A 17,619-nucleotide genomic window follows, 5' to 3' on the forward strand; every position below is an offset into this window, starting at 1 on the left:
CGCGAGCCCGGGACGTCACATACCGGCCCCCTGTGGAAAACAAACGGCGCGGCTGTCCCCAGGGGCGCTCCGGAGAGCGCCCCTCGGGACAGCCGTAAGCGCTGCGCGGATCGTGCCAACGGCGCGGTCGGGATTGTTCGTTGGCCGGCTCGTTCCTCGCCTTCCCCAACTCACTGCACCCGACCGCGCCGTTGGCACGATCGAAGCTTTTGCATTCACAATGTCACAAGGTAGGCTGAGTGCATGATGACCATCCACAAGCTCAGCGCTGGGGATGGTTACCTGTACTACACGCGCGAAATCGCCACCGGCGACGAACGCCGGTCGGGCAAGCGTGAACTGAGCGATTACTACACCGCCGAGGGCAATCCGCCCGGCGTCTGGATCGGCGGCGGGACTGCTGAGCTGGGCGTTCGAGGCACCGTCACCGAGGCTCAGATGAAGGCCTTGTACGGTGAGGGACTGCATCCGGACGCCGACCGGATCCTCGCCGAGGCCGTGGCCGAAGGGCTCAGCCCGGCCGCCGCGATCCGACGGGCCAGGCTGGGCCGGCGGTACTACCAGTACGAGCAAACCAAGGGCCCGCTCGCCGCCCGGATTCAGGACGCGATCCAGGACTTCGAGACGCGCGAGGGACGCGAAGCGACTGATGCCGAGCGCAAGCGCATACGCGGGCGTATCGGCGCGATGGCCTTCCGCGAGGACTTCGGCCGGGCCCCGAAGGACGCTGAAGAACTCAGCCGCTACATCAGCGCGAACACCTCCTGCGACCGCCAGGCGGTCGCAGGCTACGACCTGGTCTTCCGCAACAAGTACGGCTCGGTTCTATGGGCGCTGGGCGATGAGCACACCCGTGTGGAGGTGCAGGCCGCCCACGAGCAGGCCATCGCCGAAACCCTAGCGTGGATCGAGGAGAATGCCCTGGCGACCCGCACCGGCATCAACGGAATTGCGCAGGAGGACGTGCGCGGCGGACTGATAGCCGCTCGTTACCGGCACTACGACAGCCGCCGCGGCGACCCGCTGCTGCACGACCACGTCGTGGTCGCCAACAAGGTCCGTGGCGTGGACGGGAAGTGGCGCTCCATCGACGGAAAGCTGCTGTACGCGATGGGAGTTGCGGCCAGCGAGCTGTACAACCAGCGCGTCGTCGAGGAGCTGTGCCGCCGGCTCGGTGTGCAGGCCGAGGAGCGGGAGGTCACTCCGGGCAAGCGGCCCGTGATGGCCATCAGTGGCTTGGACGACGACCTGATCGAGGCGTTCTCCAAGCGGGCCCAGGACATTCGCAAGGACCTGGACAAGCTGCTGCAGGAGTACCGGAGCCGGTATGGCAAGGAGCCGGACACCGGCGCCCGCATGGCGCTCATCCAGCAGGCCGCACAGATGTCCCGGCCGCACAAGAAGAAAGCCCGTGCCCTGTCCGATCTGCGCGCTGCCTGGCGCGAGGAAGCCATCGGCTTGTTCGGCGTCGCCCGGATCGACGGCCTGCTGGACCACCTGCGCGCCATCGCCCGCGGCGCGGTGACGGAGGAGGATCCGGCCGCCGCGGTCGACATCGAGCAGGCCACGCGGGACGTGCTGCAGGTGGTCTCCTCCGAGCGGGCGGTGTGGGGTGAGCGGCACGTGCTCGCCGAGGCCCGGCGGCACGTGGTCCGCCTGACCCAGGGCCGCGGTGACACCCGCGGGCTGGCCGAGCGGATCACCCGGCAGGCGATCGACCACGGCTCGATCGACCTGACTCCCCCCGACCTTCACCGGCCGTTCGCGCCGCTGCAGCGCGCCGACGGCAGCAGCATCTACCGGCGCCGAGAGGCGCAGCTCTACACCTCCAGCGAGGTCCTGGCGGCCGAGTCGCGGATCCTGAACGCGGCGCGCACCTCGGTCATCCCGGCGCTGGGCGCCGACCGCTTCGCCGCGGTTGCCGAGCGGTTCGACGGGCCCCCGCTCGACCCTGGCCAGCGGCGGCTGGCCCAGGCGTTTGCCTGCTCGGACAAGCTGGTCGTCGTCGGTATCGGCCCGGCCGGCTCCGGCAAGACCACCGCCCTGCAGTTGGTGCGCGACGCCATCGCCGCCGGTGGCGGCCGCCTCATACCCCTGGCCCCCTCCAGCCGGGCGGCGAAGGTCATGGAGGACGACCTGGGCGCCGTCGCCCACACGATGCACAGCTGGATCGCCCAGCGCGACCGGCTCGCCGAGGGACGGCGGGTCAAGGACGCCTTCCAACTCCGCCCGGGCGACGTCATCATCGTCGACGAGGCGGGCATGGCCGGAACCCGCAACCTCGCCGGGATCGTCGCCGAGGCCGAAGCGGCCGGCGCTCTGGTCCGCCTGATCGGCGACCCCGCGCAGCTCGGCGCGGTGGAGTCCGGCGGCGCCCTGCGGTTGGTGGCCCGCGAGGTCGGCGCGGTCGAACTGGAGCAGTTGCACCGCTTCCGCACCGACGGGGAAGCCGAAGCCACCTTGGCCCTGCGCGACGGCGATCCTGCCGACGCGTGGACCTGGCATCTCGCCCAGGATCGGATCGTTGGCGGCGGCCCGCAGGAGATGCTGGACTCGGTCTTCGCCGCCTGGCAGACCGACACCGAGGCTGGCCTGCACTCGCTGATGATGGCCGACGACACCGATGCTGTGCGCGAACTCAACCTGCGCGCCCAGGCGTTCCAGATCGCCTCCGGACGCCTGGACCTGGCCCACTCCACCGCCCTGCGCGACGAGATGCAGGCGGCTGTCGGCGACCTCATCGTCACTCGAAGGAACCGGCGCCGTCTGATCGTCAACGCAGGCTTGGACTTCGTCAAGAATGGCGACCAGTGGTGCATCGAAGCCCTCGACGCTGCGGGCAACGCCACCGTCCGCCGCACCGGCCACGGCGGCCGCGTCGTCCTCCCGGCCTTCTACCTGCGACGGCACGCCGAACTCGGCTACGCCTCCACCGTGCACCGCGCGCAGGGCCTGACGGTGGCGACCGCACACGGCCTGATCACCGCCCGTACGAGCCGCGAGTCCGCTTACGTCATGGCCACCCGCGCCCGCCTGTCGAACCGGCTGTACGTGGTCGCCGACGAGGGCCAGAGCATGCACGACGTGCTGGACGCCGTGGCGCGTAGCAGTCGCGGATCGGTCTCCGCGCACGAGACCATCCGGGCCGAGCAGCACCGCGCTTACAGCATCGGTCAGCTGGCAGCCGAGTACACCGACGTCCACGCCCGCGCGGTCAGCCACCGCATCCAGAACCTCGCGCGGCGCGTCTTGGGCGGTGCGGCCGAGGCGTTCATCGGCTCCGACGCCTGGTCCGCGGTCGAGCGTTCGCTGAAGAAGGCCGAGGCCGAAGGCTGGGACGCCGCTCGGCTGCTCGCCGCCGCATACGCGGAGCGCGACTTCGCCGACGCCGACGACGTCTCCGCGGTGCTGTCCTGGCGTATCGACGCCCGAGTAGAAGAGGGCCGCGCCGCTGCCGAACGTGCCGCCGAACGGGAGTCGAAGCCGGGCCGCAGCCGCCCGCTCAAGCACATCGGCGACCAGCTGCTCGACCGCCTGCTGCAGTGCGCCGAGCGCCTGCGGCGCGAGGCACTGGAGGAATTGCACCGCGCCGACGCGGCCGTGGCCGGCCAGCCCCGTCACGTCGTGGTGGACGGTCTGCCACACCCGGCCTGGCCGCGCCGCCCGTACGGATATCTGACCCGCGCCGACCTCGCCACCGCCGTCGCCGACGCCCGGCGCCGCATGAGCCGAGCCGCACTCGACGGCGACCACGATGCCGAGCGGGCCGCCGCCGCGGAGCACGCTGCGCTGCGCTGCGAGCAGAAGCTGCGGCGGGACATGCGCCCGCTGGACCGCATGCGCGAGGACTGGCAGCGCGAGCCCAGGAGCGGCGCCAGCCACACCGCCCGCCAGCCTGTCGAGGCCACCCTTCGCGAGCTAGTCGCCACCCTGCACCGGCAGGACGAGGCGCGCCAGCGGCTGCACCGTGCTGAGATCATCGCCGCCCGCATCCGCGCCGAGCGGCGCCTGCGCGACCAGCTCCCCCACGGCCCCGCTCCGGTGCCCGACAACTCCGGTTCGCTCCCTGACTGGCTGGCCCCCTCGGCCGCCCTGCGGGACGCCGACACCCCCGAAGCGTGGCATGCACACCTGGTCGAGCGCCGTATCGTGCTCTCCCAGCGGCTGGAGCAGAGCGGCGCGCTGCTCGCCACGGACCCGCCCGCCTGGGCGTGTGTGCTGGGCCCCGTCCCGCACACCGGCAGCGAGCTGCGGGCGCTGTGGGAGCGCACCGCCGCGCTGGCGGATGCCTGGCGAGTCCGGCACGGTCTGGACGACTCGGTCGTCGGCATCGGCAACCAGCCCGAGGATCCACGCGACGCCCACGCCTGGGCGATCTTCCAGGAGCGGATCGAGCAGGTCGGCCGGCGCACGAGGGCGTGGGCCGCCGCCCGCGCCCGGCCGGACAATCCCGTCTCCGGCATGCGCATCGCCGCGCGCACCGCGGAGAACTTCCACTACCTCCTGCTGGAGGCCCGCTTCACCGACGCCGACGACCGGCAGGCGGTCACGGCCGCCGCCGCGGCGTTCGCCGACGTCGCCTTGCGCCTGATGCTGGACGGCGAGGAACCGCCGGAGGAATGGGTCCAGCAGATCCCTGCACCCGATGAGCAGGACGAGGAACAGGAGGCCCAGTGGCGGCAGCTCGTCACTGCCTTGGCGGTGTGGAGGATGCTGCACCAGACTGACGCGGACGACCCCCTTGGGGAGAGCCCGGAGGAGGCCGAGCTGCGCGTGCAGTGGACCGAGCTGTACGACGCCCTGACGCTCTTCCAGCGCTCGCGGATCCAGCAGCGGCTCGCCGACCTGAGCGCCCATCGTGAGCGCGCCCGTCGCGGCCTGCCGCCGACCCACGGCCCGGTCACCGGCCAGACGGCCAAAGCCACCTCGCGAGCCCGCCAGGCGGCCGAGGACGAGCAGCAGCGCCAAGAGCGCCCCGGACCCGGTCTGGGCCCTCGCCGGGGCCCGAGAAGCTAACGACGAAGGAGAGGAACGATGGAGGACCAGCCGACTGACGGCCTCAGCCAGGAGCAGCGTGGACAGCTCGCCGCGTGGCTCTCCGAACGGCAGGCCCGCATGGCCGCCCTCGGGCACACCCCGGCCCCGGAGGACACCCTGGATGAGCGGCTGCGCGGCATGGACGCAGCCTTCGAGGCCAGCCCCGACCGGAACGACGAGAGGGCGCAGGAGAATCACGAACTGCGTCGGACCGTGGCCATCTTGGAGGAGGCCATCCGCGCCCTCCTGGCCGGTCAGCTGCCCATGCCCGGTGCGGCGGCGGCCCCGAACTGAACGGGCCGCCGCCCGGCTATCGGCGCGCGCCCTGCGATCCCGGCGCCTGGCCCGGCCGGTGCATCTGCCACTCCTCTTCCGCCTGTGCATGCCGACGGGCGGCAGCGCCCGCCGGGCGGCCAGGCCTAGCCGGGCAGCGTGGCGGATAGCCGCTCCGGTCCTGCTCGCGGCGGCGCTGACCAACGTCAGCGCGTGCGGCGGCTCCCCCAGCACGCACCCCTCTTCCTCGCCGAGCGCGGTACAGGTCACGGGAGCGCCGCCGGTGCGGCTGCCGGTCCCGGACAGGTTCGACGCTTCCCGGGGCTGGAGCACGACGGCGAGCCCGGAGGCCCCGGACGTCCAGGCCGGATCCAGTGGCTTCTCGCTGGTGGCTATCGCGCCCCGAAGCAACCTGGTGGTTCAGGCCGCCGCCGACGGCTCCCGCGTGCAGGCGTACGACCTGGCCACCGGGAAGGTCGCTTGGACCTTCATACCGGCTGCGCTGAGCGACGCCCGCACCGGCGTCTTCGTGATGACCACCGGGGGTCGCGAGCAGATCCTGCTTGCCCGGCAGGGCAAGACCAGCGGCGACGGGCTGCACCAGTCCGGCTCGACCGCCACGGTGGACATCATCCCCGTTGACTCCCCCGCCAAGGCGACCGCCGCCCGCCATCTCGACTTGCCCGTCGCCGGCTGGGTACGTGCGGGACGTTGTGGAGCGGGTGACGCCCAGCGTGCTGGCGGCGAGGGCTGCCGGCCAGGTGCAGCCCGAGGAGATCATCGCCGCGCATGTTCGTCACACGGCTGATCTGCTGCTGGAGCGCTCTCGCGTGCTGGCCGAGAAGGTCGCCGCCGGTGAAACCGCCATCGTGGGCCTGCGCTACCAGCTGACCGGCGGCAGCGCACACCTCGTCACCTCCCACGGTCTCGACGCGCAGGCGGCAGCCGCGTCCTGACCGTACGGGTCTTCCCGAGGTGTGCCTGGTGAGCTCCCGGCGTCGGTGCCGGTCACGCAGTGGGGCGGGGGCCTGCGGCGCGTCGCAGCCGGTTGGCGATCGCGAGCCCCAGGCCCTCCTCCACCGGCAACGAGGCGATGATGACGTCACACCCGCGCTGGTCGAGTTCGCGCAAGAACCCGTACAGCTCCCGTGCGTAGGCGGTCGTGGAACCGGGGATCTTCAGCACAGCGTGTGCTTTCACCACGGCGTCGGCGAGAGCGGGCGGAAGAAGAAGGCCCACGCGGTGTCCTCGCTCCCGTGCGAGGCGCGCTTCGAGGGCGAGGTTCTCCGGTTCGACGAGGATGACCCGCGCACGCGGTGCGTAATGGGAGGGATGCTGACCCGGCACCCGCACGTGGCTGGCCGAGGGGACCGCGAGTGGGTGGCCCAGCACCCGTTCGAGGTCTTCGCGCGTGATGCCGCCGGGGCGCAGGATGCTCGGCGTAATGCCCGTGAGGTCGACGATGGTCGACTCGACGCCGACCTGGCAAGCGCCTCCGTCCAGGACGAAGTCCACGGCGTCGCCGAGTTCCGTACGGACATGGTCGGCGGTGGTGGGGCTGACGGCGCCGAAGCGGTTCGCGGACGGGGCGGTGATTCCGCCGCCGAAGGCAGCAAGCAACGTAAGGGCCACGGGATGGCCCGGCACGCGTACTGCCACCGTCTCCAGGCCGCCGGTCGCCTGGAGCGGTACCCGGCGACCGCGCCGCAGGACCAGCGTGAGCGGGCCCGGCCAGAAGCGTTCGCCCAGCAGGCGCGCCGTGGGCGGCACATCCTCGGCCCAGTCGTCGAGCAGCTGCGCATCGCCGAGGTGGACGATCAGCGGGTGAGAGGGCGGACGCCCCTTGACCTGGAAGATACGCGAGACCGCGGCGGGGTCTTCGGCGTTGGCGCCCAGACCGTAGACCGTCTCGGTGGGGAGAGCCACGAGCCCTCCGTCACGCAGCACACCGGCTGCCGTCTCGATGTCACTGGTCCTCGCGATCACGCCGCGATTCTAGGCGCACGTCGAGGACCGGCGACCCCCGCGCGGGTGAGCGGGCAACTCGCACAGGTGGCTTATGGGAAGGTCTGCTGGGCGTGGGTGTGGTGGAGCTGCTGCAGTACGGTGCTTTGCTGCTGGGCGCGTTCGATCAGGGTGTCGAGGTGGTGTTGGTCGAGCCGGTCGTCGTGGTCCGCGAGGGTGCGCAGCGCGCGCCAGCCCGACGTTTTGCCCTCGACACCGACGCGCAGCATTTCCAGTTCCAGTAGGGAGCTCAGTGGCGAGCGGTGCAGCAGCCGGCCGTTCGGCTTCAGCCGGCCGGTCTTCTCTGCCAGGTAGCCGGCGGCGTTCATGCGGCGGCGGACGGCGATCCCCAGCGTGTTCATGATCTTCAGGAGGGATGCGCGGTCTTCCGCGATCTCGGCGGCTAGGCGCTCGAGTGCTTCTGGGTCGGTGAAGTGCTGGCGTGCGCTGACCATGCGGCGTGCCAGGTGGGTGCCGAACCCGGCGCCGGCCAAGTGGTCGTTGAGGTAGATGTCCAGCAACCGCTGCTGATCGCTGTGCACGATCCGCACTCCTGTCCTTCGCTTCTTGCTCGACGAGGCGTCAGCGCATCTGCCACGCGGGGAAGCGTGCTGATGGAGGTGGTGCCGGCCTCCGCGCGCCCGGACGCTTCAGGCGGGGGCGAGGAGTTGCTGACGCAGCCTATCCAGCGTCCGGGCCAGCAGGCGGGAGACGTGCATCTGGGAGATGCCGAGTTTCGCGCCGATGGCGGACTGGGTCATGTCGTCGTTGAAGCGCATGGACAAGATGGTGCGCTCGCGCAGCGGGAGGGCCGCGATGAGCGGCTTGAGGGCGATGTGGTTCTCGACGCTCTCCAGGGCCGGGTCGTCGGCTCCGATCCGTTCGGCCCAGGCTGCTCCCGCGCTGTCGCCGTCTTCTTCGAAGGTCTGAGCATTCAGGGAGCAGGCGGTGTAGGCGCCGGCCGCTGTCTGGCTTTCGCGCACGTCGTCCTCGGTGACCTCGGCACGTGCGGCGAGCTCGGCGGTGGTCGGGGCACGGTCGAGTTCCACGGCGAGAGCGTCGGTGGCCCTCGCGAGGCTGATGCGCAGTTCCTGAATGCGCCGCGGCACGCGCACCGACCAGTTGGTGTCACGGAAGAAACGCTTGATCTCGCCGACGATGGTGGGCATGGCGAAGCTGACGAACTCCACCCCGTAGTCGGGATCGAACCGGTTGACCGCCTTGATCAGGCCGACCACGCCCACCTGATAGATGTCGTCCATCTGCTCGGTCCGCTTGCTGAAGCGTTTGGCGGCGAACCCGACCAGGGCCGTGTTGGCCTCGACCAGGGCGTTGCGCACGTACTGGTACTCGGCCGTACCTTCCTCCAGCCCGGCCAGCCGCCGGAACAGTGCTGACGAGACCGCCCGCACCTCGGATATAAACGGGGAGTGCTCAAGCGTTGACTCATGGGATCGACCGTCCGCGCACTCGGTCATCGGCTCGCGGGTCCGGTTCACCTGAGGTGTCTTCACACGCTCTCCTGACCTGGGAATACGGGATCCTGTGGCCCGCGAAAGGCGGAATCGTGCAGTCCGCGCCTACCCGGGCACGCGTAGTCGTATGTGTCAGGAAACAAGCGACCATGCCCCGCCCAGGAAGGCCGGGGCTCTCTCGCAGCGTGCCGTAGGCGTCGGACGGCTGGCGGTCAGCGGCAGAAGCGGTTGTCCCACGCAACGATGGCAGTGCGAGGCCAGCAGAGAAGGGGGCTACAGGCTGGTGAGAAGTTGGGGTGACAGCGTTTTGATCATGGTGTTGGTCCATCGGATCTGGCGCAGTGTCTGTGGGTGACACGTGGAGGCCAGTTTCAGCAGATGGGTGTCACTGCTGGCCTGGGCGGCACCACACTACGGCCTCCATCTGCCCGAGCACCCTGACGACCATCCACGAAGCCGATCGACCCTGGTCCCCGCTCCTGCAGCAGTGGCTGGGAGCGCGTCACCACTCTTCCTATCGCCGTTGCCCAGTCGGATTCCACCAGCCGCCCGCCCTCTCGGACCAGCGGCCACGTCAGCCGATCACGCGCCGCGTTGGCCTGCCAGCCGAACAGGTCCTTCGGCTCCAGCCACCCTCGGTTGACCCGGTCACCCACGCGGCCTCGCACTCCGACGATCCGTCCGTCGAGCACCGCGATATCCATTACATCACCGTTCGAATGCAGAAGAGACGCACTCGGCACCCAGCGCTCCACATCCTGGGGGGCTCAACCCGGCCTGAAGATGGGTGTCGATGCGCACCGGCCACGGCGCGCCGCACGCGTACGGAGTGCGCGCACCCCCAGGGGTCCGCGATCCGGTTGACCGATGTACGCACCTGCGTCAACTCCCTGGAGAAGCACGACGACGAGTCGTCGGCGACGCCTGTGCCACAGCCGCGACAGGCGAGCCGTAGTGAAGGGCGGCGCGAAGGGCTTGGCCGTTCGCGCCACCTTGGGTCGGGGCTGCTGCAGCTGGGGAGCCGGTATCGCCGAGCTGGCCCCGATCGAGGGTGGTCAGTGCTTGCCGCGGCCGGTGATCAGGTCCCGGGCGCGGTCGACCAGACCGGCGCCGGGTGCCAGGAGCTTGTTGGCGGGGGGAGTGTCCGGGGCGGAAGGGTGAGGGCGGGTGGGCGCCGTCTTCTTCGCCCGGCGTACCTTGTCACCGAGTTCCTCCAGCTCTTCGGCCGTGCAGGCCCTCGCCAGTGCGGGAAAAAGACGGTCCTCCTCATCCTGAACGTGCGCGGAGACGGTGAGCTTCAGACGAGCGACCAGGTCATCGAAGCGCTCCTGGTCCGCCCCGAGACCCTCAAGGTCCTTGAGGAGCTGTTCGACCTCGGCGTGGTCGCGGATCTCCTTGTCCGCCAGCTGAGCACCGCCTTCAACGTGCTCCCGCACCGCAGGGTACAAGTACTGCTCTTCAGCGACGGAATGCCGCACCAGCTCGATCGTGACCTCGTCAACGAGCTCTCGGCGACGTTTGTCCCCCACTGGGGTCGTCTCGATCCGGCTGAACAGACCGGCGACTTCCCGGTGATCGGCCGTCAGTTCCGTGATCACATCTCCGCCATGCCCCATCACGCCACTCCGCTCCATTACCAGGTTGACGAGTCTCACCTTGCTCTGACGGCGACGCCGTGGCGTCGGCGGACACGCCTTAGTGGCGTTCGCCTGCCCCAAACGGCCCCAGTGACACCACTGCCGCCCAACTGCGAGTGCCGTTAACGGACGTGTCATGAGCCCCACATGGGCGTGAGGTTGGTCGGCCGGGTCACCGCAGGGCACCGTGAGCGGCATGGGCGAGCTCAGCGAGGATGATCCGTGGCGTGCTGGAGTGGTCGGTTGGGATGCGGATGAGTACGACGTCGAGCCGCGCTGATCGCCGGAAATCCTCTGCATCGTTCGAAACGCTTGGGCACCCTTAGACACTCTTGGGTGACGCTGAGGAAGCGGGTGGCGAAGTCCACGCCGGTGACGGACAGCACGGCAAGGGCAGCAAGGACGACGCCAGATCATCACGCTGCGGCTGCGCCGCGCGGTGCCTGCGCCGTCGGGCAGGAGAGGAGCCGCCATGGCAGGCCCGTAGGCCCGAAATCTCGAGCCGACCTCGGTGGTGACCGCCGGAGACGTGACGGCTGCGCCTCGTTGTTGTGCGTGCTCATCGGTCTTCAGCTTTCGCGGTACCGGTCGACGGCCCGCAGCGCGAGGCCGTGGCCCGGCGCCCCGTCGGCGCCCGGGCGGATGATGCCACCGGCCGGGTCGAGGATGCCGGAGAACAGGAGGTTCTCGATTCGTACGTGGTCGTGGAACCATTCCAGGTGGCGGAGGTTGGGGATGGCAGCGGCGGGATGTGCGTGCAGGTGGGGGGCGCAGTGCCCGGAAATCTGCAGGCCGTGTGCTTCGGCGAGGGCAGCGGCCCGCAGCCAGACCGTGATGCCGCCGCAACGGGTGACATCGGCCTGCAGGCAGTCCACCGCGCCGGCGGCGAGCATGTGGTGGAAGTAGGGGAGCGTGTAGCCGTACTCACCGGCCGTGACGTCGGCGTGTGCCACGGCGCGGACGCGGGCCAGGCCTGCCAGGTCGTCGGAGGAGACCGGTTCCTCGAACCAGGTGACGCCCTCTGAGTCGAGATGGGCGGCGAGGCGTACCGCTTGCTTGGCGGTGTAGCCGCCGTTGGCGTCGACGTAGAGTTCGACGTCATCGCCGACGCTGTTCCTCGCGTCGCTGATCCGTTTCCGGTCCCGGTTCTCGGCGGTGCCCCAGGACTCTCCCACCTTGATCTTGACGCGCGGGATGCCGAGGTCCTCGGTCCAGGACCGCAGTTGGCGGTCCTGCTGTGCGGCGTCGTAGGTGGTGAAGCCGCCGCTGCCGTAGACGGGCACCTCGGAGCGGGCGGCACCCAGCAGCCTGGTCAGCGGCAGACCGAGCACGCGGGCCTTGAGGTCCCACAGGGCGATGTCCACCGCGGAGATCGCGTGGCCCGCGATGCCCGGACGGGCGGCGTTGCGCACCGTGCGGCTCATCGCCTCGTTGGCCGCCGGTACGTCCCACACCGGGCGTCCGGTGATGGCTTCGGCGAGGTGGGCTTCGATGACGGTGGCAGCGGCCGGAGAGGCGTAGCTCCAGCCGAGGCCCACTTCTCCGGCCGCGTGTACCTGGGCGACCACCAAAGTGGTGGCGTTCCAGGTGAGGGTGCCGTCGGCTTCGGGCGAGTCGGTGGGCACGGTGTAGACCGCGGTCTCGACCGCTTCCACGACCGGCTCGTGGGGTACTTTCGGGCTGGGGTGACTCATGGGACGTCAGTCCTCGGCCCCTGGCCGGTCGTCACGGTGACGGTGGCCGGGCAGCATCTCCTGCACCTTCGCCTTGATGCCCTGCCGGACCATGCCGGCGCGGTCGCTGTCGCCACGCAGGACCGAGGATGCCGCCGCTTCGATCTGCTCCAGGGAGGCGTGCGGCGGAATCGGGGGCACGGCCGGGTCGGTGCGAAAGTCGATGACGAACGGACGGTCGCAGGCCAGTGCGCTCTGCCAGGCGCCGTGTACCTCCTCGGGCTTCTCGACGCGGGCTCCTTGCAGCCCGATGGAGCGGGCGAAGTCCGCGTACGGCACGTCGGGCAGGCTCTGTGACGGCAGGAACTGCGGTGCTCCCTCCATTGCGCGCATCTCCCAGGTGACCTGGTTGAGGTCCTGGTTGTTCAAAACGGCGATGATCAGCCGCGGGTCTGACCACTCGTGCCAGTACTTGGCGGCGGTGATGAGTTCGGCCATGCCGTTCATCTGCATGGCTCCGTCACCGACGAGGGCGATCGCGGGCCGGTCCGGGTGGGCGAACTTCGCGCCGATCACGTACGGCACGCCTGGGCCCATGGTGGCGAGCGTGCCGGACAGCGAGCCGCGCATCTGGCCGCGCATCCGCAGATGGCGGGCGTACCAGTTGGCAGAGGAACCCGAGTCGGCGGCCAGCATGACGTTGGGCGGCAGCAAGTCGTCGAGGGCGTGGACGACGTATTCGGGGTTGATGGGGTCGGCGTCGACCGCGGCGCGGCGCTGCATGACCTCCCACCACCGCGCGGTGTCCTTCTCGATCTTCTTCCGCCATGAGCCGGGCTTCTTGCGCTTCAGGTGCGGCAGCAGGGCTTTGAGTGTCGCCTGCGCGTCGCCGACGAGGTTGACCTCGAAGGGATAGCGCAGCCCGATCATGAACGGGTCGATGTCGATCTGCACCGCCCGGGCCTGGTCCAGCTCCGGCATGAACTGCGTGTACGGGAAGCTGGAGCCGATCACCACAAGGGTGTCGCAGTCCTGCATCAGTTCGTACGACGGACGGGTGCCGAGCAGCCCGATGGAGCCGGTGACGTAGGGCAGCTCATCGGAGAGAACGTCCTTGCCGAGCAGCGCCTTGGCGACGCCGGCGCCCAGCATGTCCGCGAGCTGCTCGACCTCAGCCCGGGCGGCCCGCGCGCCTTGGCCGACGAGGATCGCGACCTTCTCACCCGCGTTGAGCACCTCGGCGGCCCGCTGAAGGTCCGCGCCCGCGGGCACCGGCGCATACTCCCCCACGCCGAGGCTGGAGGGGACCATCTTGAAGGCGTGTGTGGGTGGCGAGTAGTCCAGTTCTTGGACATCGGCGGGGATGATCACGGCGGTGACTGACCGCTTGGCGTACGCGGTGCGGATCGCCCGGTCGATGACGTTCGGCAGTTGCTCGGGGACGGTGACCATCTCGCAGTATTCGGAGGCCACGTCCTTGTACAGGCTCAGCAGGTCGACCTCCTGCTGGTAACTGCCGCCCATCGCACTGCGGTTGGTCTGCCCGACGATGGCCACGACCGGGACGTGGTCGAGTTTGGCGTCATACAAACCGTTGAGCAGGTGAATCGCGCCGGGTCCTGACGTAGCCGCACACACGCCGACCTTGCCGGAGAACTTGGCGTAGCCGACGGCTTCGAAGGCGGCCATCTCCTCGTGCCGGGCTTGGATGAACTGCGGCTTGTTCTCGGCGCGGCCCCAGGCGGCCAGCAGGCCGTTGATGCCGTCGCCCGCGTAGGAGAAGACGCGTTCGACGTCCCATTCACGCAGGCGGTGGAGCACGTAGTCGGACACCTTCATCGACACAGGCCTATCCTCTCGTCTCGTCAGTCGGTGGGCTTCACTCAGGGGCGGCGGCTATCTCCTCCTGAGGCGCACCAGCAGATACGCGGCTCCCGCGGCAGCACCAGCAGTGACCACGGCCGCGGCGGCGGTGGCGAGCCGAAGCGCGGCCGGCGCGGGAGCGGCGGGCCGTGCGGCTGCCTTTTCAGGACGATCGGCGGGTGCCGGGCCGTCGAGTGCGAGGGCCAGTGCCTCGGCGAGGTGCAGCGCGCCTCGGCCGGTGCCGCCTTGTTCGATCTGGGTGCGGCAGCTGAATCCGTCCGCGAGCACCAGGGCGTCCGGCGCGGTCTGCCGGATCGCGGGCAGCACGCCCAGCTCCGCGATCTGCATGGACAACTCGTGGTGGCCGGCCTCGAAGCCGAAGTTCCCGGCCAGTCCGCAGCAGCCCGCGTCGAGGACGTCGGCATCGATGCCCGCCCGGCGCATCAGTTCACGGTCGGCGTCGAACTTAGTGACCGCGTGCTGATGGCAGTGGGTCTGCACCGTTGCCGCCCTGGTCAGCCGGGGAGGCTGCCAGCCCTCGGGAGCACGTTGCAACAGCAGTTCGGAGAAGGTCAGGAACTGCCCGGCAAGCCGTTTGATGTCCTCGTCGTCCGGCATCAACTCGGGGGCGTCGACGCGGAAGACAGCGGTGCACGAAGGCTCCAGGCCGACGACCGGCGTGCCGGCCTCGATCCACGGCCGCAGCACCTCCACACTCCGGCGCAGCATGCGCTGCGCCATGCCGAGCTGCCCGGTGGAGATCCAGGTCAGCCCACAGCACACCGCTTCGGTGGGAACGGCCACCCGGAACCCTGCGTCTTCCAGCACTCGCACCGCGGACCTGGCCACAGCCGGGTGGAAGTACGTGCTGAAGGTGTCCGGCCACAACACGACAGCAAGGGGATCTCCTGGTTCCGGGGCCGGGGTGTCACGGGTACGCCACCACTGGACGAAGTCCTCCTCGGCGAACAGCGGCGCGTCCCGGTCGGCGACGCCGGCCAGGCGCTTGCCCAGCCGTGCAATGCCGGGAGCGCGCAGCACGGTGTTGACCAGGTGGGGGGCGATCCGCGACGCGCGGGCCCACACGGGAAGCCAGCCGAGCGCGTAGTGCGCCGCAGGCCGCAGCCGTCCCTGATAGTGATGGGAGAGGAACTCCGCCTTGTAGGTGGCCATGTCGACACCGACCGGACAGTCGGACTTGCAGCCCTTGCAGGCCAGGCACAAGTCGAGGGCGTCGCGAACCTCCGTGGAGCGCCAGCCGTCGGTGACCGGCGAGTCGGAATGACCGCCGATCATCTCGAAGAGCAGCCGGGCGCGGCCCCGGGTGGAGTGCTCCTCCTCGCCCGTGGCCCGGTACGACGGACACATCACGCCGCCTTGGTGGCTGCGACAGTTGCCCACGCCGACACAGCGCATCACGGCCCGGTTGAAGGAATGGTCGTCGCCGGGGTAGCCGAAGCGGGCGTCGGAGTCGTCACGGGGACGCCAGTGCGGCCCGAGGCGGAGCTGTCCGTCCACCGGATTCGCGGCGACGACCTTGCCGGGGTTCATCCGGTCGTCGGGATCGAACAGGTCCTTGAACTCGCCAAACGCCGCTACGAGCCGGTCACCGAACATCCTCGTCAGCAGCTCGCCGCGAGCTTGTCCGTCGCCGTGCTCCCCGCTCAACGACCCCCCGTAGGAAGCCACCAGGTCGGCCGCCTTGTGTAGGAAGGCACGGAAAGCGGCGACCCCCTCGGCGGTCCGCAGCTGGAAGGGGATGCGCGTGTGCACGCATCCCTGTCCGAAGTGGCCGTACAGCGACGGGTGATCGTAGTCGAACTCGGCGAAGAGCTTCTTCAGGTCACGCAGGTAGTCACCGAGCCGTTCAGGCGGCACGGCTGAGTCCTCCCAGCCCTCCCATGTCTCCCGGTCGTCCGGCGGCCGGGCGGTGACGCCCAGGCCGGCTTCACGGGCCTTGAGCATCCGCTGCTCACGCTCCGGGTCCTCCGACAGGGCCACGGTCGGGTCGTTCTGGCTGCGCCCAAGACCGCGCAGCAGCTCGTGTGCTTGACGGTCGACATCCTGCTGATCGTCGCCGGCGAACTGCACCAGTAGCCAACTGTCGCCCTCGGGGAACGACTCCAGCGACTCCAGATGGGTTCCCTCTTCGCGCATCAGCTGCGCCATCCGGTCGTCCATCGCCTCCAATTGGGCGGGGTCACAGTGTTCCAGGACCCGGGGGACGTCGTCGGCGGCGACGCAGATATCGGGATACCCCAGGACGAGGATCGCCTGCGCGGCCGGGACAGGAACGAGGTCGAGCTCGGCGTGCAGCACGGTGACCAGGGTGCCCTCGCTTCCCACCAGAGCGCGGGCTACGTTCAGGCCGTTCTCGGGCAGCAGGTCGTCCAGGTTGTAACCGGAGACGCGGCGCGGGATTTTCGGGTAGCCCTGGCGGATGTCGGCCAGATACCGCTCGGCCAGTGCCCGCATGCCCGCATAGAGCTCAGCGCGGCGGCCACCGGCAGCGGCGATCTCGGCATACTCCTCAGGCGATGTGCGCCCCGTCCACATCCGGGTGCCGTCGTAGGTGAGCACCTCAAGGCGGCGGACGTTGTCCACGGTCTTGCCGTACGCCTGAGCCGAGGCACCGCATGAGTTGTTGCCGATCATCCCGCCGAGCGTGCAGTGGCTGTGCGTGGCGGGCTTCGGGCCGAACATCAGGCCGTACCGAACCAGCTGCCTGTTCAGCTCGTCCAGCACGATGCCCGGTTCGACCACACAGGTCCGGGCCCGCTCGTCGACCGAGACCAGCGCATCGCAGTGCTTCGTCCAGTCGATCACGACAGCGGTGTTCGTGCACTGTCCGCCCAGGCTGGTACCGCCTCCACGGGAGAGCACCGGTGCCCCGAACCGGGCGCACACCGCCACCGCGGCAGCCCCGGCATCGACCGTACGAGGGACTACCACCCCCACCGGGACCTGCCGGTAGTTGGAGCCGTCCGTGACGTAGGCACCACGGCTGCCCGCGTCGAAACGCACCTCACCGTCCACCCTCGCGCGCAGAGCACGCTCCAAAGCTGCGACGTCGAGTCCTGCGGGGTTTTCCCCAGCGGGCTGCTGTCGTGCGGTCGTCATACGTGCCTTCCCCTGTCATGCTCACCATCACCTCCGCCGTGTGACATGGGGCGGCGGAGCTGATCCGTCAGTAGCCGAGCGCGGTCTTCAGCTCTGTCTCGTCATGGTCGAACGCCACTCGTGGTCGTGCTTCCACCCTCGCCTGGCAGCTGGGCTTCGGGTCATGGCGGATCGAGGGGAATCGCCGCCCGGCTTGAATGCCGAAATGCCGGTCTGGAGAGCGCATGCTGGGCAATACCTCGTGTACCGGTCGGCTCCGTTGCTTGGGGCCCTCTCGTCTGCTGAACGCTCGAGCCTGTGGACACGATCGCCGCCTTTCGTGGTCATCGCAGCTGTCCGGGTAGACCCACCGCCCGTGCAGAGGCCGTGGGTCACCGCCGTTCCGCCTGCCCACTACGGCACCGAGTAGGCCCAGCGGATGCAGAGTCAGAAGCCGTGCGCCGCCCGACTCCCCAGCCGTTCCCTCATCAGGTCCGGCCGGGCCCGTACCGCACACCACCCCGGTACCCGGTGTAACCGCTAAGGCCCTCCATCGCG

The 17,619-nt window shown here is 69.8% G+C and carries 9 protein-coding genes and 2 pseudogenes; 3 read left to right on the plus strand and 8 right to left on the minus strand.

Annotation, left to right across the window (positions count from 1 at the left end):
• The first annotated feature begins 243 nt into the window (after positions 1-243).
• From mobF to K7472_RS20655, 3 genes and pseudogenes are all read left to right on the plus strand, one after another.
• The gene (gene mobF, locus K7472_RS20645) at positions 244-5,016 is read left to right on the plus strand and encodes a MobF family relaxase (RefSeq protein WP_222979993.1); all 4,773 of its coding nucleotides are present in this window, start codon (positions 244-246) and stop codon (positions 5,014-5,016) included.
• Between the two features lie 18 nt (positions 5,017-5,034).
• Positions 5,035-5,331 (plus strand): hypothetical protein, encoded by a 297-nt coding sequence (locus tag K7472_RS20650; RefSeq protein ID WP_222979994.1) that lies wholly within the window; start codon positions 5,035-5,037, stop codon positions 5,329-5,331.
• Between the two features lie 665 nt (positions 5,332-5,996).
• Positions 5,997-6,266 (plus strand): annotated as a pseudogene (locus tag K7472_RS20655) (carbonic anhydrase); the annotation flags it as partial.
• A 52-nt stretch (positions 6,267-6,318) separates the two neighbouring features.
• On the opposite strand, the gene K7472_RS20660 reads toward K7472_RS20655, so the two are convergent.
• From K7472_RS20660 to K7472_RS20690, 8 genes and pseudogenes are all read right to left on the minus strand, one after another.
• Entirely contained in the window at positions 6,319-7,296 is a 978-nt protein-coding gene (locus K7472_RS20660; protein ID WP_222979995.1) for an L-threonylcarbamoyladenylate synthase, read from the minus strand.
• Positions 7,297-7,367: 71 nt separating this feature from the next.
• Positions 7,368-7,856, minus strand: coding sequence for a hypothetical protein (locus tag K7472_RS20665; RefSeq protein WP_308014002.1), 489 nt, complete (start codon positions 7,854-7,856; stop codon positions 7,368-7,370).
• Positions 7,857-7,964: 108 nt separating this feature from the next.
• The gene (locus tag K7472_RS20670; RefSeq protein WP_222980091.1) at positions 7,965-8,792 is read right to left on the minus strand and encodes an RNA polymerase sigma factor SigF; all 828 of its coding nucleotides are present in this window, start codon (positions 8,790-8,792) and stop codon (positions 7,965-7,967) included.
• 434 nt (positions 8,793-9,226) lie between these two features.
• Positions 9,227-9,666: pseudogene (locus K7472_RS32830) on the minus strand (nitrate reductase); the annotation flags it as partial.
• A 178-nt stretch (positions 9,667-9,844) separates the two neighbouring features.
• Entirely contained in the window at positions 9,845-10,405 is a 561-nt protein-coding gene (locus tag K7472_RS20675; RefSeq protein WP_222980092.1) for a hemerythrin domain-containing protein, read from the minus strand.
• Between the two features lie 590 nt (positions 10,406-10,995).
• On the minus strand, positions 10,996-12,120 hold the full coding sequence (locus tag K7472_RS20680) for an enolase C-terminal domain-like protein (protein WP_222979997.1): 1,125 nt from the start codon (positions 12,118-12,120) through the stop codon (positions 10,996-10,998).
• Positions 12,121-12,126: 6 nt separating this feature from the next.
• Positions 12,127-13,938 carry a thiamine pyrophosphate-requiring protein gene (locus tag K7472_RS20685; protein ID WP_222980093.1) on the minus strand — a complete coding sequence of 604 codons (1,812 nt, stop codon included), beginning with the start codon at positions 13,936-13,938 and terminating at the stop codon, positions 12,127-12,129.
• A gap of 57 nt (positions 13,939-13,995) precedes the next feature.
• Positions 13,996-17,082 (minus strand): FAD-binding and (Fe-S)-binding domain-containing protein, encoded by a 3,087-nt coding sequence (locus tag K7472_RS20690; protein ID WP_222979998.1) that lies wholly within the window; start codon positions 17,080-17,082, stop codon positions 13,996-13,998.
• Positions 17,083-17,619 lie beyond the last annotated feature (537 nt).

This window comes from Streptantibioticus parmotrematis, assembly GCF_019890615.1.
GTDB lineage: Bacteria > Actinomycetota > Actinomycetes > Streptomycetales > Streptomycetaceae > Streptantibioticus_D > Streptantibioticus_D parmotrematis.

Excerpts from the sequence above, each read along its gene's own strand:
- mobF (WP_222979993.1), top strand. The coding sequence starts at position 244 with ATGATGACCATCCACAAGCTCAGCGCTGGGGATGGTTACCTGTACTAC.
- K7472_RS20650 (WP_222979994.1), top strand. The coding sequence starts at position 5,035 with ATGGAGGACCAGCCGACTGACGGCCTCAGCCAGGAGCAGCGTGGACAG.
- K7472_RS20670 (WP_222980091.1), bottom strand. The coding sequence starts at position 8,792 with ATGACCGAGTGCGCGGACGGTCGATCCCATGAGTCAACGCTTGAGCAC.
- K7472_RS20675 (WP_222980092.1), bottom strand. The coding sequence starts at position 10,405 with ATGGGGCATGGCGGAGATGTGATCACGGAACTGACGGCCGATCACCGG.
- K7472_RS20680 (WP_222979997.1), bottom strand. The coding sequence starts at position 12,120 with ATGAGTCACCCCAGCCCGAAAGTACCCCACGAGCCGGTCGTGGAAGCG.
- K7472_RS20685 (WP_222980093.1), bottom strand. The coding sequence starts at position 13,938 with ATGAAGGTGTCCGACTACGTGCTCCACCGCCTGCGTGAATGGGACGTC.
- K7472_RS20690 (WP_222979998.1), bottom strand. The coding sequence starts at position 17,082 with ATGACGACCGCACGACAGCAGCCCGCTGGGGAAAACCCCGCAGGACTC.